The sequence below is a fragment of the Pseudomonas sp. Xaverov 259 genome (assembly GCF_019352915.1).
Classification (GTDB): domain Bacteria; phylum Pseudomonadota; class Gammaproteobacteria; order Pseudomonadales; family Pseudomonadaceae; genus Aquipseudomonas.
The window spans coordinates 78,558-94,801 of record NZ_JAAAFV010000040.1 but is presented as its reverse complement, the minus strand read 5'-3'; the positions used below and the strand labels follow the sequence as shown (position 1 = coordinate 94,801).

At 54.7% G+C, this 16,244-nt stretch carries 10 protein-coding genes and 3 pseudogenes; 3 read left to right on the top strand and 10 right to left on the bottom strand.

Going from position 1 to position 16,244, the window contains the following annotated elements; genetic code table 11:
- Positions 1 to 84 precede the first annotated feature (84 nt).
- The 8 genes and pseudogenes from K0H48_RS17515 to K0H48_RS17480 form a co-directional block, all read right to left on the bottom strand.
- Positions 85 to 1,767 (bottom strand): ShlB/FhaC/HecB family hemolysin secretion/activation protein, encoded by a 1,683-nt coding sequence (locus tag K0H48_RS17515; protein ID WP_219268440.1) that lies wholly within the window; start codon positions 1,765 to 1,767, stop codon positions 85 to 87.
- 809 nt (positions 1,768 to 2,576) lie between these two features.
- A complete protein-coding gene (locus tag K0H48_RS17510) occupies positions 2,577 to 3,926 on the bottom strand; it encodes a TolC family outer membrane protein (RefSeq protein ID WP_219268439.1) in 1,350 nt (449 codons plus the stop codon).
- Positions 3,927 to 3,928: 2 nt separating this feature from the next.
- Entirely contained in the window at positions 3,929 to 5,263 is a 1,335-nt protein-coding gene (locus tag K0H48_RS17505; RefSeq protein ID WP_219268438.1) for an HlyD family type I secretion periplasmic adaptor subunit, read from the bottom strand.
- Positions 5,260 to 7,029 (bottom strand): type I secretion system permease/ATPase, encoded by a 1,770-nt coding sequence (locus K0H48_RS17500; protein WP_219268575.1) that lies wholly within the window; start codon positions 7,027 to 7,029, stop codon positions 5,260 to 5,262. The genes K0H48_RS17505 and K0H48_RS17500 overlap by 4 nt, the downstream gene beginning before the upstream one ends.
- 187 nt (positions 7,030 to 7,216) lie before the next feature.
- On the bottom strand, positions 7,217 to 8,647 hold the full coding sequence (locus tag K0H48_RS17495; protein ID WP_219268437.1) for a serralysin family metalloprotease: 1,431 nt from the start codon (positions 8,645 to 8,647) through the stop codon (positions 7,217 to 7,219).
- Positions 8,648 to 9,071: 424 nt separating this feature from the next.
- Positions 9,072 to 10,016, bottom strand: a complete 945-nt coding sequence (locus K0H48_RS17490) for an ISNCY family transposase (RefSeq protein WP_219268436.1) — start codon at positions 10,014 to 10,016, stop codon at positions 9,072 to 9,074.
- A gap of 541 nt (positions 10,017 to 10,557) precedes the next feature.
- Positions 10,558 to 10,866, bottom strand: a pseudogene (locus K0H48_RS17485) (serine/threonine protein kinase); the annotation flags it as partial.
- A 243-nt stretch (positions 10,867 to 11,109) separates the two neighbouring features.
- Positions 11,110 to 11,429: pseudogene (locus tag K0H48_RS17480) on the bottom strand (transposase); the annotation flags it as partial.
- 936 nt (positions 11,430 to 12,365) lie between these two features.
- Here K0H48_RS17480 and K0H48_RS17475 point away from each other — a divergent pair.
- From K0H48_RS17475 to K0H48_RS17465, 3 genes and pseudogenes are all read left to right on the top strand, one after another.
- Positions 12,366 to 12,569: pseudogene (locus tag K0H48_RS17475) on the top strand (amine oxidase); the annotation flags it as partial.
- 209 nt (positions 12,570 to 12,778) lie between these two features.
- Positions 12,779 to 13,552: a nitrilase family protein gene (locus K0H48_RS17470; protein WP_368862158.1), complete on the top strand. Its 774-nt coding sequence runs from the start codon at positions 12,779 to 12,781 to the stop codon at positions 13,550 to 13,552.
- 13 nt (positions 13,553 to 13,565) lie between these two features.
- Positions 13,566 to 14,762: a hypothetical protein gene (locus K0H48_RS17465; protein WP_219268435.1), complete on the top strand. Its 1,197-nt coding sequence runs from the start codon at positions 13,566 to 13,568 to the stop codon at positions 14,760 to 14,762.
- Between the two features lie 22 nt (positions 14,763 to 14,784).
- Here the strand turns inward: K0H48_RS17465 and K0H48_RS17460 are convergent, their stop codons facing one another.
- Both K0H48_RS17460 and K0H48_RS17455 read right to left on the bottom strand, forming a co-directional pair.
- On the bottom strand, positions 14,785 to 15,696 hold the full coding sequence (locus tag K0H48_RS17460) for an ADP-ribosylglycohydrolase family protein (RefSeq protein WP_219268434.1): 912 nt from the start codon (positions 15,694 to 15,696) through the stop codon (positions 14,785 to 14,787).
- 135 nt (positions 15,697 to 15,831) lie between these two features.
- Positions 15,832 to 16,164 carry a hypothetical protein gene (locus K0H48_RS17455; protein WP_219268433.1) on the bottom strand — a complete coding sequence of 111 codons (333 nt, stop codon included), beginning with the start codon at positions 16,162 to 16,164 and terminating at the stop codon, positions 15,832 to 15,834.
- Positions 16,165 to 16,244 lie beyond the last annotated feature (80 nt).

Genomic DNA, 16,244 nt, shown 5'->3' with positions numbered 1-16,244 from the left:
GCACGCGCCTTCAGTCGAAGGAACAATCAGCTCACATAAGGTGCCTCCAGAAGTTGGGCCAAGCGTGTCAGTGGTGGAGTACCGCTAAAAACGACGGCTGAGCGAGAAGTCAAACGTGGGAATGCGGCTCTGTAGACTTTCGGGTTTATTCAGCGGGACCCCCACAGCGATGTCGTACCCCAGGCCGAAACGCTGGCCTCGGACACCCATTGAGACGCCGATTAATGGATCACGGCCCGATAAGTTCTGGCCGACGGTAGATACACTGCCAGCATCTAACGCGGCATAACTTTCGCTGCCTGAAAAGACAGTAGTGGCGATCTCATTACGCCACAGCCAACCATCAGGTCCATTGAGCGTGTCGTCACCATCAAATCCTCGTACCGTATAACGCCCACCGATCTGCAAATATTCGGTAGAAGGCACCGGGTCCAAAGCGTGCTGAAGCAGAAGCGAGCTTTGATAACGCCAGGCCCTGCCACTCGCCAAGAACGCTGTTTCTATACGCGCTCTGGTAGTCAGTACTTGATAGCGACCCTTCCAGTCCTGCTGCTCATAAACTGCACCTGGCGTCCGGCTTAATCCAGGGATGCCGCCTCGCAGGCCCAACGCCAGCTCCAGCGTCCCATTGGCGAGTTTCTCGTGGTGTGCGAAGCCGAGTTCGTAGCTGGTGATATCCCGATACAACTGCTTTAGTTCAATCGAACTGACCCAAGAGCGGTCCTCGCGACGCACTATTCGAGCCTGTACAGAGCCCTTACTGTGACTTGACCGATAGGCCACGTAATTCAGCCCCGCATCGAAGCGACGCGTCTTGCCTATCACTGGCACACTCTGACCATCCGAGTCTTTAAGCAATTCCCGCTTGTTCACCCACTCACTGGCACCCAGCGATACGGTGGCGTAACCCACCGGTACGTTCCAGGCCAGGCCTTTCCCATTGCCACCCTTGATGTCATCCTTCGGCTCGACATCGGTGCTATAGCTCAACAGAAGTTGGTCATAGAGCCCCAAGGGTGAGTCGACTGCCACAACGGCGCCCATTTGATGGCGGCCAGTGTCAGTCACACCGGCATTGTCCAGGGACAGAAGACCCACGACCCGCCGGGACGACTCCGGGTGCTGGATAACGATGTCGCTTTCGCCCAGAGTGTTCCCAGGAACCAGTTCAAGGGTCGTGAGCGATTGCCCTGGAAGACGACGTATGCTCTCAAGTGCCTGGTCGAGAGACCTTATATTCAGAAGGTCTCTTTGATTTGCGGGAAATAGGGAACGGTAAAGCCCAATGGGAGGCCCTTCCTCTCGAATCACACCGACGCGCCCAGGAATCACCTCAACAATCAGGTGGCCCTGGGACAGGTTTTGGGCTGGAATCACGATCTGTGACGTGACATAGCCTCGTCCCAGCAACTGCGCCGCCAACCACCGTTGGTATAACTTCAAGCCTTGTGCACCGACACACGCACCAACCACATGCGAAGTGGACGCCAACCAAGCAAACCTATCAGCGCCGCGCCATTCGACTGAGCGAATGAAAAAACATGGAGACTCGTTTGGAAATCGCGGTTTATCCGCTTCTTGCTCGCGTGTCACTGAAAGGATATCCGGCCGTTTGACAACCCTGGACCGGAGCATATCCAACTGTTGTTCCTGGCCTCTGATATCATCAGAAACAGCACGGATTGATGATTCTGCTTGGACAGTCGCTACACCGAAGAGAAACAAACTTGACACCACTAACAGACGCCGATTTTTCCCACTAAACATATGTCAATTCCTAGCGAGGAAAACAAAGTGAGCATCAACTTTTCGCGGGACCTGGGCGTTGAGACCGCTCAACGTTTGACGCACAGCGATTGAGATACTTCGTGGGGTATAGGCGTGCTCCGGCTCTTATCGCCACAATTCTTCTTGAACATGACACTGGCATAGTTGCCCGTAAACTCAACAAAACAGAAACAGTGATGCTTAAGTTATTCCCCCCCGAGCTGGAGGGCATTTTCACCTAATGTTTCTTACGTTTTATATAGGGTTAGTCTGAAAATGAAATGCTGATTTGGCAGAATCTGGGCGCGCCAACCGATAAGCGTATCGGAAAGGATCCACATGCTTTTAACCTAGGCAAAATGAGCGGGGAGCAAGAGAGGACCGCACGCTATCAGCGTATTCGTAGAGGAGTAGGCAGTTCGATAACAAGGCTGTACCGCCCTCACGACCAAACTATCGCGTTTTATGGGCTTGATGCCTAGGTAAAAACAGCTCGCCGATATTCGGCTGAATCAGGCTTGCCCACATTCTGAAAATGCATTCAATTTATTCGTCAATTCAATGTTATGAGGACAGGTTTGAAGCTGCAGGCATTAGAAAATGCATAGGTCACTACGAGCTTAGCGCCATCGCGTACCGTCTGCAGACTAGTCATGATTGTTTGTCCCACCAATGTCGATTTCCTTGCATCAACGCCTGGCACTCCAATCCATCAGCAGGCAGAAACTTTCACCACGGTTAGCCGCCCCATCCAGGTTAAGTCATTACCCCGACCAGACGCTTTGCTCATGCGCTGCGAAAAAGCACTTTCACCTCACCGGCGCGCCGACACCAAAAGCCTCATCCACTTTTGCCAAATCTTCTGCCTGCAACGTCCCTGCGTAAAAACGCAACTGAGTCCACGCCATCAGGTAGTCGTAACGCGCCTGCGCCCTGTCACGTCGGGTGGTGTAGAGCTGTTGTTCGGCGTTAAGCACATCGAGGCTGACCCGCTCCCCACCCAGCACGCTTTGCTTGGTCGAGACCACCAACGCTTCCGCTGAACCCAGGGCTTTCTGATAAGCGCGCAACTTGCTCACCCCCGACAAACAAGCACTGAATTGACGTCGCAGTTGAATCAGGACTTCACGGGTCTTGCCTTCCAATTCGAACTCCGCCTGTTCCCTGTTTCGGCTGGCCTGGCGGGTAGAAGCCGACACGCCGCCGCCAGCATACAACGGCACGCTGATTTCAATACCGATGGTGTTGGTGTCGTAACGCTGGTTGTAGGTGTTGCCACTGTCTGACTCCTGCTGACGTGAACTGGCGTAGGCGGTGATTTTCGGCAAGTGCCCTGCCCGGTTGCGTTCCACTTCAAAACGCGCCGCTTCCACTGCTTGTCTATGCGAAGCAAGGTTCGGATTATTGGCTATGGCCAGCTCATGCCAACTGTCGTAGTTCGCTGGGTACAAGGCAAAGGTTTCAAAGTTGGGCGCCAGTGGGATCAGGTCGCCGATATTAAGGGTCGCTACGCCCACGAGTGCACCCAGTTCACGCAAAGCCGCATCCTGTTCATCGCGAGCCTCGATCTCTTCAGCGGTGGCCAATTCATGACGCGCCTGTGCCTCAAGGATCTCGGTGCGGGTACCTTCGCCCTGCTGGAACATGGATTGGTTTTGCTGAAACTGTTGCTGGAAGGCCTTCTTCTTTGATTGTGCAATCTCAATCTCATCTTGAGCGAACAATGCCTGGGTGTAATGGTTCAACACCCGCACCAGCAGCTCCTGACTTTTACTGCGAAACGTCTCATCGGCAAACAACGCCTGCGCCACACCTTTGCGATAGTTGGCGTAGGCCTCGTAGTCGAGCAGCGGTTGCTGCAGAGTGAATGTGGATCCATAGCTGTTGTAGTTGCGGTCGTCCTGGTAACTGCCGCCTCTAGCATCGGGCAATGTCGCCTGGGAGTTATTGCGGCCTTTGTTGTAGTTGTAGCTCAAGCGCGGCAACAGACCGGCGCGGCCGATGGCACGATTCTCCAGGCCGGCATCGCGCTCCTTGAGCGCGCCAAGGAACGCCGGATCATTACGCAACGCTTGCTCATACACCTCAAATGGCCCCATAGCCAAAGCCGGGCCACAGACCAGTAGCAACGCCGCAGCGAAGCACGAGAGTTTGCTCATGATTATTCCTCGGTCAACGCGGAATTGGCGCGATCAAGCAACGGCTTGAACAAGTAACTCAGCAGCGAGCGCTCACCGGTGCGCACAAACATCTCAGCCGGCATTCCAGGTTTGATTACCAGGCCATGCAACTTATCCAGGGTCTGGTCGCTGACGGAGGTACGCAGCACGTAGTAAGGCACGCCGGTTTTTTCATCAAGCATCTGGTCAGCGGAAATCAGGCTGACTTCACCCGGCACCCGCGGTGTGCGGCTCTGGTTGAAGGCGGTGAAGAGGATGTCTACCGGCAAGTGCGGGCCGACTTTATCGATCAGGTTCACCGGCAAGCGCCCTTCCACTTCCAGACGTTCGCCCTGGGGCACGATTTCCAGCAGGGTTTCGCCCGAACGCACCACCGCGCCCTCGGTATGTACACCGAGGTTCACTGCGATGCCGTCGGCAGGAGCGTTGATTTCGCTGTGTTGCAAGGAAAAACGGGCGGACGTCAATTGCTGCTCAAGGGTCTGGGTCTTAAGCTGAGCATCGGCAAGCTGGGTGCGTACTTCTTTTTGATACTCCTCGGTGTGCTGTTGCAGCTTGAGTTTCAACTCAAGAATGCCCTGCTCCGTCCGCCCGCTTTCACCGGTGTTTTGCGCCAAGTCCTGTTGCACTTGCGATAGCTGTCGCTGGAATTCCATCAAGCGGTTGCGTGGGATGTAACCGCTATCTGCCAGGGGCTGCAGGTTAGCCAATTGATCACGCAGAGACTGAGCTTGTGCGATGAGATCCACTCGTGCGCGACGCATGCCGTCGAGTTGCGCGGAGGCGCCTTCGATGCTGGCGCGAATACCCGATTTCTCTCGGGCGAAGGCATCGCGACGACTGCTGAACAATTGGCGCTGGCCTTCAAGCACCAACGCCTGATCAGGATCCGCAGGCGCAGTCAAAGCCGACGGAAATACGATGCCCGGCAGATTGTCGCGTTCGCTTTGCCAGCGCGCAGCACTGGCCCACGCCAAGCGGTATTGCGCGTGCAAGGCGTGAACATCGGCCTGGTTTTGCGTTTGATCGAGGCGAAACAATGGCTGCCCCTGTTTAACCCTCTCACCCTCGCGTACCAGGATTTGGCTGACCACGCCCGGGCTCAGCGTTTGCACAGCTTTGCGTTTGCCGGACACCACCACCGTGCCTTGCACGGGGATGCCCTGGTCCAGAGGCGCAAGGCTGGCCCACAGGAAAAATCCACCGGCTCCAACCACCGTCAATATCCAACCCATACGCGAGAAAAATTTGGCATCACGCTCGAAGTGACTGCGCTCATAGTCTTGATTGATTTGTTGGCTGCTGTCCTGGCTCATGCGTTCGGTCCCTTGGTAACTGCGAAGTGACGACTGAGACTCACCCCCGCTTGTGCGCGTGAAGTTTCGGGCGGCGGCGGTGCCTGTCCGGCGAGTGCCTTGAGTACTTCCTGACTGGGGCCAAACGCCTGCAATCGCCCCTCATTCATCACCAACAATTTGTCAGCCTGAGCCAGCGCGGATGAACGATGGGTCACCAGGATTACCGTGGTGCCCTGGGCTTTCATTTGCGCGATAGCCTGCGCCAGCGCACTTTCGCCGACGGTGTCGAGGTTTGAGTTAGGCTCATCGAGTACCACCAGCGTGGGCCGCCCGTAAAGCGCACGTGCCAACGCCACCCGCTGTTTTTGCCCGCCAGACAATCCGCTGCCGTCGTCACCCAGTACCGTGTCATAGCCTTGCGGTAGCGCGAGGATCAACTCATGCACACCTGCTTGCCGCGCCGCTTCGACAACTTGCTGCGGATCTGCTTCGCGAAAACGCGCGATATTGTCGGCGATGCTCCCGCTGAACAATTCAATGTCTTGCGGCAAGTAACCTATGTACGGCCCCAGCTCATCACGGTTCCAGCGATGGATATCGGCGCCGTCCAAACGCACGGTTCCGCCCAAGGGTTGCCAGACACCCACGAGGACTCTGGCCAGCGTGGACTTTCCAGAACCTGAAGCACCCAGCACGCCAAGCACTTCACCGGCTTGAAGGCTGAAACTCATCTGATGCAAGGACGCTGCACGTTTGCCCGGCGGCCCCGCACTGACCTGTTCAAACGTCACTTGCCCTTTGGGTGCCGGCAAAGCCATGCCACTGTCGACAGGGGAAAACACCTGCAACAACGAATCCAGACGTTGATAGGCCTGCTTGGCAACACTCCATTGTTTCCATACGGCGATGACTTGGTCGATGGGGCTCAATACTCGTCCCATCAGGATCGTGCCGGCGATCATCATGCCGGCCGTCATTTGCCCCTTGATTACCAATAGGGCACCCAGCCCGAGAACCAACGATTGCAGGCACAGGCGTAGCGTCTTGCTAAGAGAGCCAATTACCGCGCCGGTGTCACTGGCTTTGTTCTGCTGGGCGAGGAACTGGGAATGCACAGCGAACCAACGCTTGCGCAAGGCACCGAGCATGCCCATGGCCTGGATGGTTTCGGCATTGTGCAGGTGGCTGGTGGCCAACTGAGTAGATTGTTGCGAGAAACCGCCCGCTTCATTCAGCGGTTTCTTGACCATGGCTTCGTTGACAAATGCCAAGGCAATCAGCAGCGCAGCTCCCACGGTCGCAAACACCCCAAGCCAAGTGTTGAACAGGAAAATCACAACCAGGTAGATCGGGAACCACGGCGCGTCGAAGAACGCAAACAGTGCCGGACCCGTAACGAACTGGCGGATGTGGGTCAAATCCCCCAGGGATTGCCCGGCGTGACCCTCGCCCTGAAACAAGTTGCGCTCAAATGCAGCTTGATAAACCCGCAGGTTAAAGCGCCGCTCTAACTGACTGCCGATACGGATGACAATGAAGCTGCGCAGCACTTCCAGCGCGCCGATAAAGATGAAAAAACCCACCACCATCAGCGACAACATTGTCAGGGTTGTTTCGTTCTGCGAAGAGAGCACCCGGTCATAGACCTGGAGCATGTATATCGAAGGCACCAACATCAGCAGATTGATCAGCGCCGTGAAGCACCCCACACTTATCAAAATACGTTTGTAATCGCCAAGAGCCTTGAATAGTGGAGCCGCACGAGTGGTCTGCGCCATCTTCATTGGTCTTTTCCCTGATGGTTTCAATTGTTCGAGTTCAAACAAGCGAGTCAGGCGCGCGCCTCAAATGGCAGGCATGCAGCCACATCCGTCGGGATGCAACATTCAAGGCGCATCCCGCCGTCAAAATAAGAGAGGTTTCAAACGCGAGGGCAGCGGCGTTACCACGCCGCTGCCTTTGTTCGTCAGATCAGGCGGCGATGTCCGTGGAATATGCCTGACCAACAGTAGTGACAAGGAAGTCAGCGACGCCCTGACCAGAGAAGTCGACCGCCAATGTGCCTAGGTTGGTCGCCGAGGCGAACGTCAGCACAGCGTCACCGATGGCACCGGTAAATGCACTCACAAAGTGCAAGCCTGAGCCATGAGTAAGGCCGGTCAGATCGATTTTGTCCGAACCGCTGGTGAAGTCGAAGATCTTATCCGCCGTTACTGGCTTGGAGTCGGAACTGGCACCGAATACGAAAATATCTGCACCCGTACCGCCCCACAGTTTGTCGGCCCCGCCACCACCAAACAGGATGTCGTTACCGGCACCGCCGCGCAGGGTGTTGGCCACTGCGTTGCCGATCAGCAAATCGTGACCCGAGCCCCCAGTGGCGTTTTCAAGCGTTACGCCCTGCGCGATAGAAACGTTACCAACCAAGCCCCCGACATCAGAGAACGAACCCGCGTTGAGATTGATCTTCTGATTCTGGGTAAAGCCGGAGAAGTCCAGCGTGTCATTACCGCCCGCGTCCCACACGGAGAATACGAGCTTGTCTGCATTGCTGGTGGCTGTGAGGAAATCACGGCCGGTGTTGGAGTTGAAGCCGTAAACGGAGTCGCCGGTTCGCGTGGAGGTATTGGCTCCGTAGAGTTGTTGGATGGCGGCAATGTCATCGATCAACGGGCCGGAAGCGTACGCTTGCACACCTCCTTTGGTGAAGTTCTGACCGGTATTGGCTTCCGTCCAATAGCTCATGAGGCTGTAGCCACGGGTATCTTGGGCGTAGGTAACGTCGTTGTAAGTCGGAGTTGGGCCAGTCCCCGCGTTGTAATCCCCGGGATGGTGCAAGCCGATGGCATGCCCAATTTCATGGGTAAGGGTTTGCCGCGCATAGCTCCCCACAATAGGATTCAGCGCGCCTGGTTGCCCACTGTTGTAGTAGGACTGGCCTTCGCCGCTGTAATTGAGCCCTGGCATGACCGCGAACGCACCAGCACCGTTCAAGCCATAAGCATAATTACCAAAGGTGACTTGGCCCTCGCCTCCAGAGGCTTGTTCAGTAAACGTCACCTTGGCGACATCGGCCCACGATTGCATGGAAAGCTTACTTTGTGCTTTTTGCGCTGCCGTGAACTGACTGAAACCACCTACTCCAAACGAAGAAAACTGAGCCGTCGGTGCTGTCAGAAATTTATAAGTCAGCTCAACGGTGCCATTACCATTAAGATCCTTCCACCCACCGCCGTCACGCAAAATGGCATCAGCAGCCTGATCGGCCGTGTAAGAGGGCTTACCATTGATCAATACATTACCGCCTCTATCGTATTGATGGCTGAAACTCTCTACCTTATTAAATGCATCACTGGATTGTGCAGCGACGGCTGCCGTTGTTTTGATTTTTATCTTGGACATAAAAAGCTTCCTTGTTTTACAAGTACAACCATTTCGTCTGAATAGCAGAAACTGGTTAGTGACTGCTTGTTTGGTGCCCCTTATGGGGGCGAAATGAATCTGGCATGCGACGCAATATATCGTCAACAATTTTCTGACGTCAAAAATGACAACTCTAAATAGGGCGAACACTCAGCAAAGCCAACAGGCTGTTTCATATGAAAAAATGTTTGTATTTTCTCATTTGGAATCTTCACAAAAGCCACATTACACGCAACACAAAATTTGACACTTTAACATTGCTTTTAGGAAACCATATACAAATGTCAGTCTCGCCTCAAGCCTCCCAGTGCCATATACGACTTGCTAACTTTATGAGAGTTAACAGCACATTTTTTTAGCACTGAATCGCGAAACGCAGCTTGTCTCCTTTGAAGTACTGAGGCTATTGACCCAGGAAAATCTGATCAAGCTCTTCGGTGCTTTCTAAAACCGGTCGATGCAAATCGCCAAGTAACTTTTCGGGCTTAGAGAAGCGGCGGTTGAAATCGAGGACAAACAAGTCTATATGACTATTAGCAGCTTCAATCGTGTTGATACCTTGAATGCGCATCTCTTTAACAAGCCTGTCACGAAGGATTTTGTGGAGCCGACCAAAACGTCCTTTCGACTGCTGATCATGGGTAAAAACCAAGTCGATACTGAGCTTACCCAAAGCCCCGGCGAACATCGTCATCCATTGAGAAGCGGTGCCCCTGGCCATGCTGCGCCGGTCACTGGAAAATGCAAGTGGTCGGCCATGCTTGTTCAAATACTCTCGGGTCGCCACACCGTAATCAGCAACCGATTCAGTTTCAGAGAATCGCAAGTTCATCAACAGACCTGTGGCTTGATCCGCAAAAACCAGCAAGCTGCACGGGGCTCTTCGACCTTCAAACCAATCATCGTAAGCGTTGCCAATACTTATCAATTCGCCCAGACTGCCACCGCGACGACGGCTACGGTTATTGTCAATGCTTAGTTTTTTTCGGGGATGCCAAAGACCTTCAGCAATCATCCAACTGCGCAATGTTTCGGTTGACACAACCAATCCGTGATTTGCTAATATTTTTTCGTTGGCCAATGTTGGCCCAAAGTCTGTATATCGTTCCCGCACCAGAGAAAGCACTTGTGCTTTCACGTCGTCCTTTATTCGATGATTACTTGGCCTGCCCCGTTTTAAACTGATAAGCCCTTCAGGACCATAAAACCGAAAGCGCACTAGCAAGCGATAGATCTGACGTTCGCTCACATTAAGCTTAAGCGCAGCCTCGCGGCAACTCAATTGCTGTTCGAAGACCGCCCCAACAATAGCAATTCGATTCGATTCTCTATCTGAAATGGTCGTCAAGATAGACCTCTGGACAAGATATTCACACTGAAAAGCCCCCATGGCCATCAAAGTAAATTTTGATTAAAGCAAGAAGGATTTACTATAAAAAAAGAAAAACCAGCATTATCGATTAACACCGGCCGATACATAATCAAGATTCACGCCCAGAATGAATTGCTGAGCACTTCATGCCTTTTTCAGGAAAAAAATGCACCAAGACACCTGTACTGAAATCGACGATAACCTTAGGTATTCGACCACCAAGCACCTTCGTGCCGGACAGGTCAAAAAAGCCATGCATATTGGTGATGCTTCAGTGTCTATTCGATGCAGGGTCAGTGTCTTTAGGACTGCACCTAAAAACGAACGCTAGGAACGAAGCATGCCGTCCGAGTGCGAGACAGTGCCTGCTAGGTGGTTGGCATGGTCCCGAAGCAGTGAGTTCAGGGCAAAAATCATCGATGCATCGGCCGTGCCTGCAGTGTATGCGGGCCATTGCGCGAGTTTGATATGGAAAGCGCTAATTAGGGATTTGCCACGAAAAGTTTGGCTACCTGCCCTAGCCCCCAAGTCGCAGGCATTGCAGCCAGAACGAAGTGACGGCGAAAGCGTCACGCAGTTGTTTGGCAGTGATCGTGCGGTCAGATGGGTCAAACGCCAGTGCTGTTCTTAGGGCTGGCCAACAGCGCTTCGGCAGGTTTTTCGGCGCGTACAGTTCTCGCTCCAGGTGCTCTTCGCGGGCTTGGATAGAAGGCAAGCGGCGAAACGGATGTTTGCCCCCCGCCAACTCGTAGATCACACACGCTACGGCTTACACGTCGGCATTGGTGGACAGAGGCCGGCCATCAAGCAGCTCCGGGGCGGCGAATTGTCTCGTTGGAAAGCTCACGCGGAGAACAAAAGGCAGGAGCAGTTGGCAATGGCCCCGCTGACAGCAAACGATGATGAGCGGGCGATAGCAACCATTACGGGAGGCCATACTGTAGGAACTTCCTACAAATTAGATATAGATTCGATTGCCTAGCTTCGCCCACAGAACACGTGGCCTGTAGTTGTCAACTAATAGAAGCCGTTCAACATGGGGTGTGCGGCGGCGCATGCGCTGGCCCTAGTAACACGAGCGAGTGACGTCAAACACCTTGCACAGCCAATCAACCGGCTCATGTGCGCTCAACTGGTCAATCAGCGCGAACGCTCGTGTTCTTCCGACATCAAGAGCGCGGTAGCCTTTTTAATATGGTTTTCTCTCGCTCAAGATCAGCGATCCGGGCCTCCAGTTCTTGGGTTTCTGCTGCTCTGGGATCAACGCCTGGCTCTGCGGAGTGACGTCTTGGCACTCTTTCTGAACCTAGTCAACCCAGCGGCGCAACGCTGACTCGCCAATACCGAGTGAACGCTGGCGTCGATGTAGCTGTGGTTTTGCTTGAGCACGAGGTCGGCGGCCTCGCGCTAAAATCCAGGGGTAAATGAACGGCGTTGTTTGGTCATCTGACACCTCGATCTGGCGAGCATTCTCGCATAAATGGGTGTCCGGTTTCATTAGACCACTCACTCCTGGCCGCAACTCTGTTTTCAGCCTAACACTACTTTACTAAACGCTACGTATAATCATGCACTGTACTCAGCGAACCTGCCTCACACATAAAAACCCCTACTCCTTCCTCATATTAGGACTTACGCCGACATACATTCGCAACCCAATGACGAGATAAAACCACTCAACTTAATCCAACTCTGTACAGGCCACGCTAAACACTGGCCCCACATCAGGCATTCGCCCTAGCCCAAAAATAAAAAAGGGACCTGATCATGTACAACGAGGGCAGCTGTGAGCTTTCGTATAAACCGTTCTATCACTTGGCTGAAGCGGTGATTAGATGGTGCGGTCTACTGGAGCACGAAGCGGAAATTCTGCATGCTTATTTGCACGCCCCGCATACTTTCAGGTCTGCCTATCCTCAATGGCCATGCCTTCACCTAAACCTGGAAAAGCTGTTTGATGCGGTGATGAACAATGACCTGCCCTATGGGTCGCTTGGTGTCGCGGTGAAAGCTGGCATCCACGTCCCTCCTGAGTTCTTGACCGTGCGTCACGCCGACTTGAGGGCGTGGATGGTGCGGCATTACCCCGATCAAAAACCGCCGTTCCTGTTCGATGAGATTGAGCGCTCTACTCACACGACGATCAGCACTGAAACATTCCACATTTTGCAAGCTGAGCGGGACGCGTTGCGCGTACAGCTCAACGAATTGCAAACCAGCCTCCAATCGATGCAGGAGCAACACACTGCTACCGTCACGGAGCGTGACCGTCTGTTAAGGCTGGTCAGCGATGAGAAGCCGCTAAGTGAGCGCACTCAGCGCGGCTACAGTCCTGTTTCCGGGCTGTATCTGGCGGGCGAATCCTTTTCCGTGGATGCCGGCTGGACCGAGCCCTGCCTGCGCGGCGCTGTCGACGCGGTGATCAACCTCTGCCACACCACCCAGGCCACCTTCAACGGAGGGTTTACCCTGGACGATTACCCACGCTATCAGGGGCAATCGCCAATACAGCAACAGCCTACGCTTTAAACGGAAACAACCTACTGACGCACAAGCAAAAAAGACTTCCTATTAAACGCCCACCCCTACAGGTGGGCTCATAACAATAAAAAGAGGTCTAGAACATGAACGACTCCATGAGTCCCGTCCGCGTCGCCGTTGTGCAATTCGATCCGCAAGTCGGCACACAAAACCGCCCCGCCAACCTGGAGACCAGCCTCAGCCTTGCGCTATAAGCGGTGAACAATGGCGCCAACTTGATTGTGCTGCCCGAGTTGGCCAACACCGGGTATCTATTCAACAATCGCCAGGATGCCTATCTCCATTCCGAACCCGTTCCAGACGGTCCCAGCATCCGCGCCTGGATGGATTTCGCCCAGTTTCACCAGGTGTATCTCGTGGCCGGTCTGGCTGAACGTGACGGCATGCAACTGTTCGATACGGCTGTGCTGTTGGGGCCAGAGGGCCTGATTGGCAAGTACCGCAAGGCCCATCTCTGGAATAAGGAAAAGCTTTGGTTCACTCCCGGCAACCTGGGCTTTCCGGTATTCGAAACACCCATCGGCCGCATTGGCTTGCTGATCTGCTGGGACATCTGGTTCCCCGAAGTCCCGCGCATATTGACCCAGCAAGGTGCCGATATCATTTGCAGCCTGAACAACTGGGTGTGGACGCCACCGCCGTTGTTCGACGAAGCCGGCAAATGCATGGCCTCGTACCTGACCATGACCGCCGCCCACGTCAACAACGTGTTTATTGCGGCCGCCAACCGCATCGGCGAAGAACAGGACGCGCGTTACCTCGGTTGCTCGTTGATTGCCGGCACCAATGGCTGGCCTATCGGCAAGGTTGCCTCACCCAACGAGCAAGCGATTATTTACGCGGACATCGACCTCTCCAGCGCCCGCAGCGCACCGATCTGGAACAGCCTGAACGACCTGCAGCGCGATCGCCGGGCGGACCTCTATGACGGCATGCTCGGCTATCGTCATCACCCGTGCCTGCCACGCTGATGAGGGTGGGAATATGGACTTCATACCAACAAAAACGTCGTCTGACTCATCGGTTCGCCACCTTGTCATCCTGATCCTGGCCTTCCTCACCCTGGTCGTGTCGCTCACAGGATTGTCAGTGGCTTACTCCACATCGGCGTCGGTGCTCTGGCCCAGCTACAACGACATGATGGCCAGCCTGCCTGCGCCGACCGCGTGGTTGCGCTGGGTGGTCGGCGATATCAGTGAAGTGGCGTTTTACAAACACGAGTTCGCGTCAATCGGCTTGTTGCTCGGTGGCGCTTTCGGTTACTGGACCAGTCGCTATGCCCAAGGCTGGCAAGGCTTCAGCATCGCCTACGGCACCGGGCTTTGGCCTTGGCTAGTGACCAGCTCATTGCTGGGGCTGTTGCTGAGCAATGCACTCTGGGGCTGGACCCTGACCGCCGACGCTTGGCAACCGACGTTCGCCGCCTTTGTATCACTGCCGGCCGCGATGGTGCTGCTGTTTGGCGGAGGCTGGAAGGTCACGCTGAATGGTGCCCTGCTCGGCGCGCTGCTGGTGACGCCAAGCTGCTTGTTGATGGTCAACTTCTTATGCATACCGTTAGGATTGCCGGTGGTGATTGGCAATGTATTGGGCATGGCCCTAGGTAGCGTCGTGGCGTTTTTACTGTGTCGCGCAGTGCCTGTGCTGGTTAGTCGTGCGCCTGAAGCCAAGGTCAGCGTCCCTCCCACCGCCCCTCCTAAGACACCCGATTACGGCTTACGCTGGACATTACGTCGTGTGCTGGCAGACTTTTCCGAAGCGCCTTTTTTCGGCAATGAGTGGGCCAGTCTGGGTTTGCTCGCAGGAGTGTTACTGGCTTACTCGCTCAATCCCCTAAGCCCCGCCTATGGATCGGGCTGGGTGTTGCACCTGCTGGCAGGCCAGGCGCTGACCTCACTGCTGGGCATTCTGCTGTGGCGACAGCAATGGCGAAAACGAGGTTGGTACCCGACCTATGTGCCCTTGGTGTCGGTGGTACCGGCGGCGGTGCTGACCTATGGCGGTAGCATGACGGTCATTGTGCTCAGCGCGGTTCTGGGCGCGCTGATTGCGCCGCCGTTGGCGTGCGCGATTGCTGGCCGGTTGCCGAGTTACCTGCATCCGTATATTGGTAATGTACTGTCGATGGCGATCAGTACGCTGTTGATTGTTCCTGCCATCGGCTTACTGATCGCGGATTGATCCTGAGCGATGGGCGAGTGTCTTAGTGAGGCTCGCCCATCTGCATCAATGCATCGGCAGTGACCTGGATGTGCTCACGCATCCACACCTTGCCTAGCCAATCCTCTGGAATACCTTGCACACCATAATAGGCACCGGCAACCTGGCCAACGATGGCCGCAGTAGTGTCCGCGTCATCCCCCAGATTCGCAGCCATTAGCACAGCCTCGGCAAAGCTATCCGTCTGGTGGAAACACCAAAGTGCAGCCTCCAGCGAAGCGACGGCATAGCCTGAGCCCACAATGTCAGCGCAGACCTTTTGCCGGTAGGCTCCTTGAGCAATCGCAATCACTTTGGGTTCAGTTAAATCGCAGCTTTCCACTCCCAGCACCTGCGCTTTTGACTCACCACGTAGCGCGTTGGCAATCACAGTCGCTAGCACCAAACAGCATTCAACTGCCTCTTGAGCGGCGTGTGTTGTGCGAGAGCTATCAGCCGAAAAGGTGTGGATTCGATGGGTATCAGGAAAGTAGAACAGCACGACGGGAGCAAGCCGCATGAGTGAACCGTTGCCGGCCGAGTAACGGTCTGTGGAGCCCGCGTAGGGATCGCCGTTGCTTTGAAAGTCAGCCAACGCCTGGCGCACCGTCAGGCCTATATCGAAACACTCCCCGGTAGCGCTCAGGTAGCCCGATGTCCACCAGCTCAGATAGCGCTGCATCTGATCGACCGGATCAAAACCGCCCTTCTGCACCAAACTCTCCGCCAAGCACAGCGCCATGGATGTGTCGTCGGTCCACTGGCCAGGCTGAAGACTGAAAGGACCGCCGCCGGTCATGTCTGTGACAGGTGTAAACGAGCCACGCGGCATAAACTCAACAGAGGTGCCAACGGCATCGCCACAGGCCAGGCCTAGCAAGCACCCACCAAAACGATCCGACAAAGAAATAGGCATTTGTGATTCGCTCATGGAGATATTTAGGTCACTGCACTATCCAGTTCCCACCCTACTTAGTCTGTAGGACGCAACTGACTCATTCGTGCGACGTACAGAATCACAGCAATACGGTAGGGACACGACTATCGCCCACTACATTGACTTGACCGAGACAACCTCGACAAAGCGAAACTTTTTCCTGGCGGACTTGGTGGCTTCTTGCTCGGCGACAAGGGAACTGAGGGTATCAGCCTCATGAATCATTTCGTGCATCTGCCCTTCGAATTCATTACCCACTCGCAGTGTGACCCGGAGTCTGGGGGTGAAGCCTTTTGAGGTTTTTTGTGCTTTTTTTGGCAACACCTTGGGCGGGATCACGACTTCCGGGGACGAGTCGGTTTGGTCTTCAACAACTGCTGGTACAACGGGGTCAGATACGCCGAATAGCGCCTGCCGCATTTCTTCTTCAGTTAGTTCGGTTTTCATAGTGTTTCTCAGAGGGTCTATAGGGATGTATGAACGTCCGCGCCAGTATGGCCGCGGTAGAGGTAATTATTAGAAATTGT

Coding starts and splice junctions, on each gene's coding strand:
- K0H48_RS17515 (WP_219268440.1), bottom strand. CDS start 1,767: ATGTTTAGTGGGAAAAATCGGCGTCTGTTAGTGGTGTCAAGTTTGTTT.
- K0H48_RS17465 (WP_219268435.1), top strand. CDS start 13,566: ATGGACTTCATACCAACAAAAACGTCGTCTGACTCATCGGTTCGCCAC.
- K0H48_RS17460 (WP_219268434.1), bottom strand. CDS start 15,696: ATGCCTATTTCTTTGTCGGATCGTTTTGGTGGGTGCTTGCTAGGCCTG.
- K0H48_RS17505 (WP_219268438.1), bottom strand. CDS start 5,263: ATGAGCCAGGACAGCAGCCAACAAATCAATCAAGACTATGAGCGCAGT.
- K0H48_RS17510 (WP_219268439.1), bottom strand. CDS start 3,926: ATGAGCAAACTCTCGTGCTTCGCTGCGGCGTTGCTACTGGTCTGTGGC.
- K0H48_RS17495 (WP_219268437.1), bottom strand. CDS start 8,647: ATGTCCAAGATAAAAATCAAAACAACGGCAGCCGTCGCTGCACAATCC.
- K0H48_RS17455 (WP_219268433.1), bottom strand. CDS start 16,164: ATGAAAACCGAACTAACTGAAGAAGAAATGCGGCAGGCGCTATTCGGC.
- K0H48_RS17500 (WP_219268575.1), bottom strand. CDS start 7,029: ATGAAGATGGCGCAGACCACTCGTGCGGCTCCACTATTCAAGGCTCTT.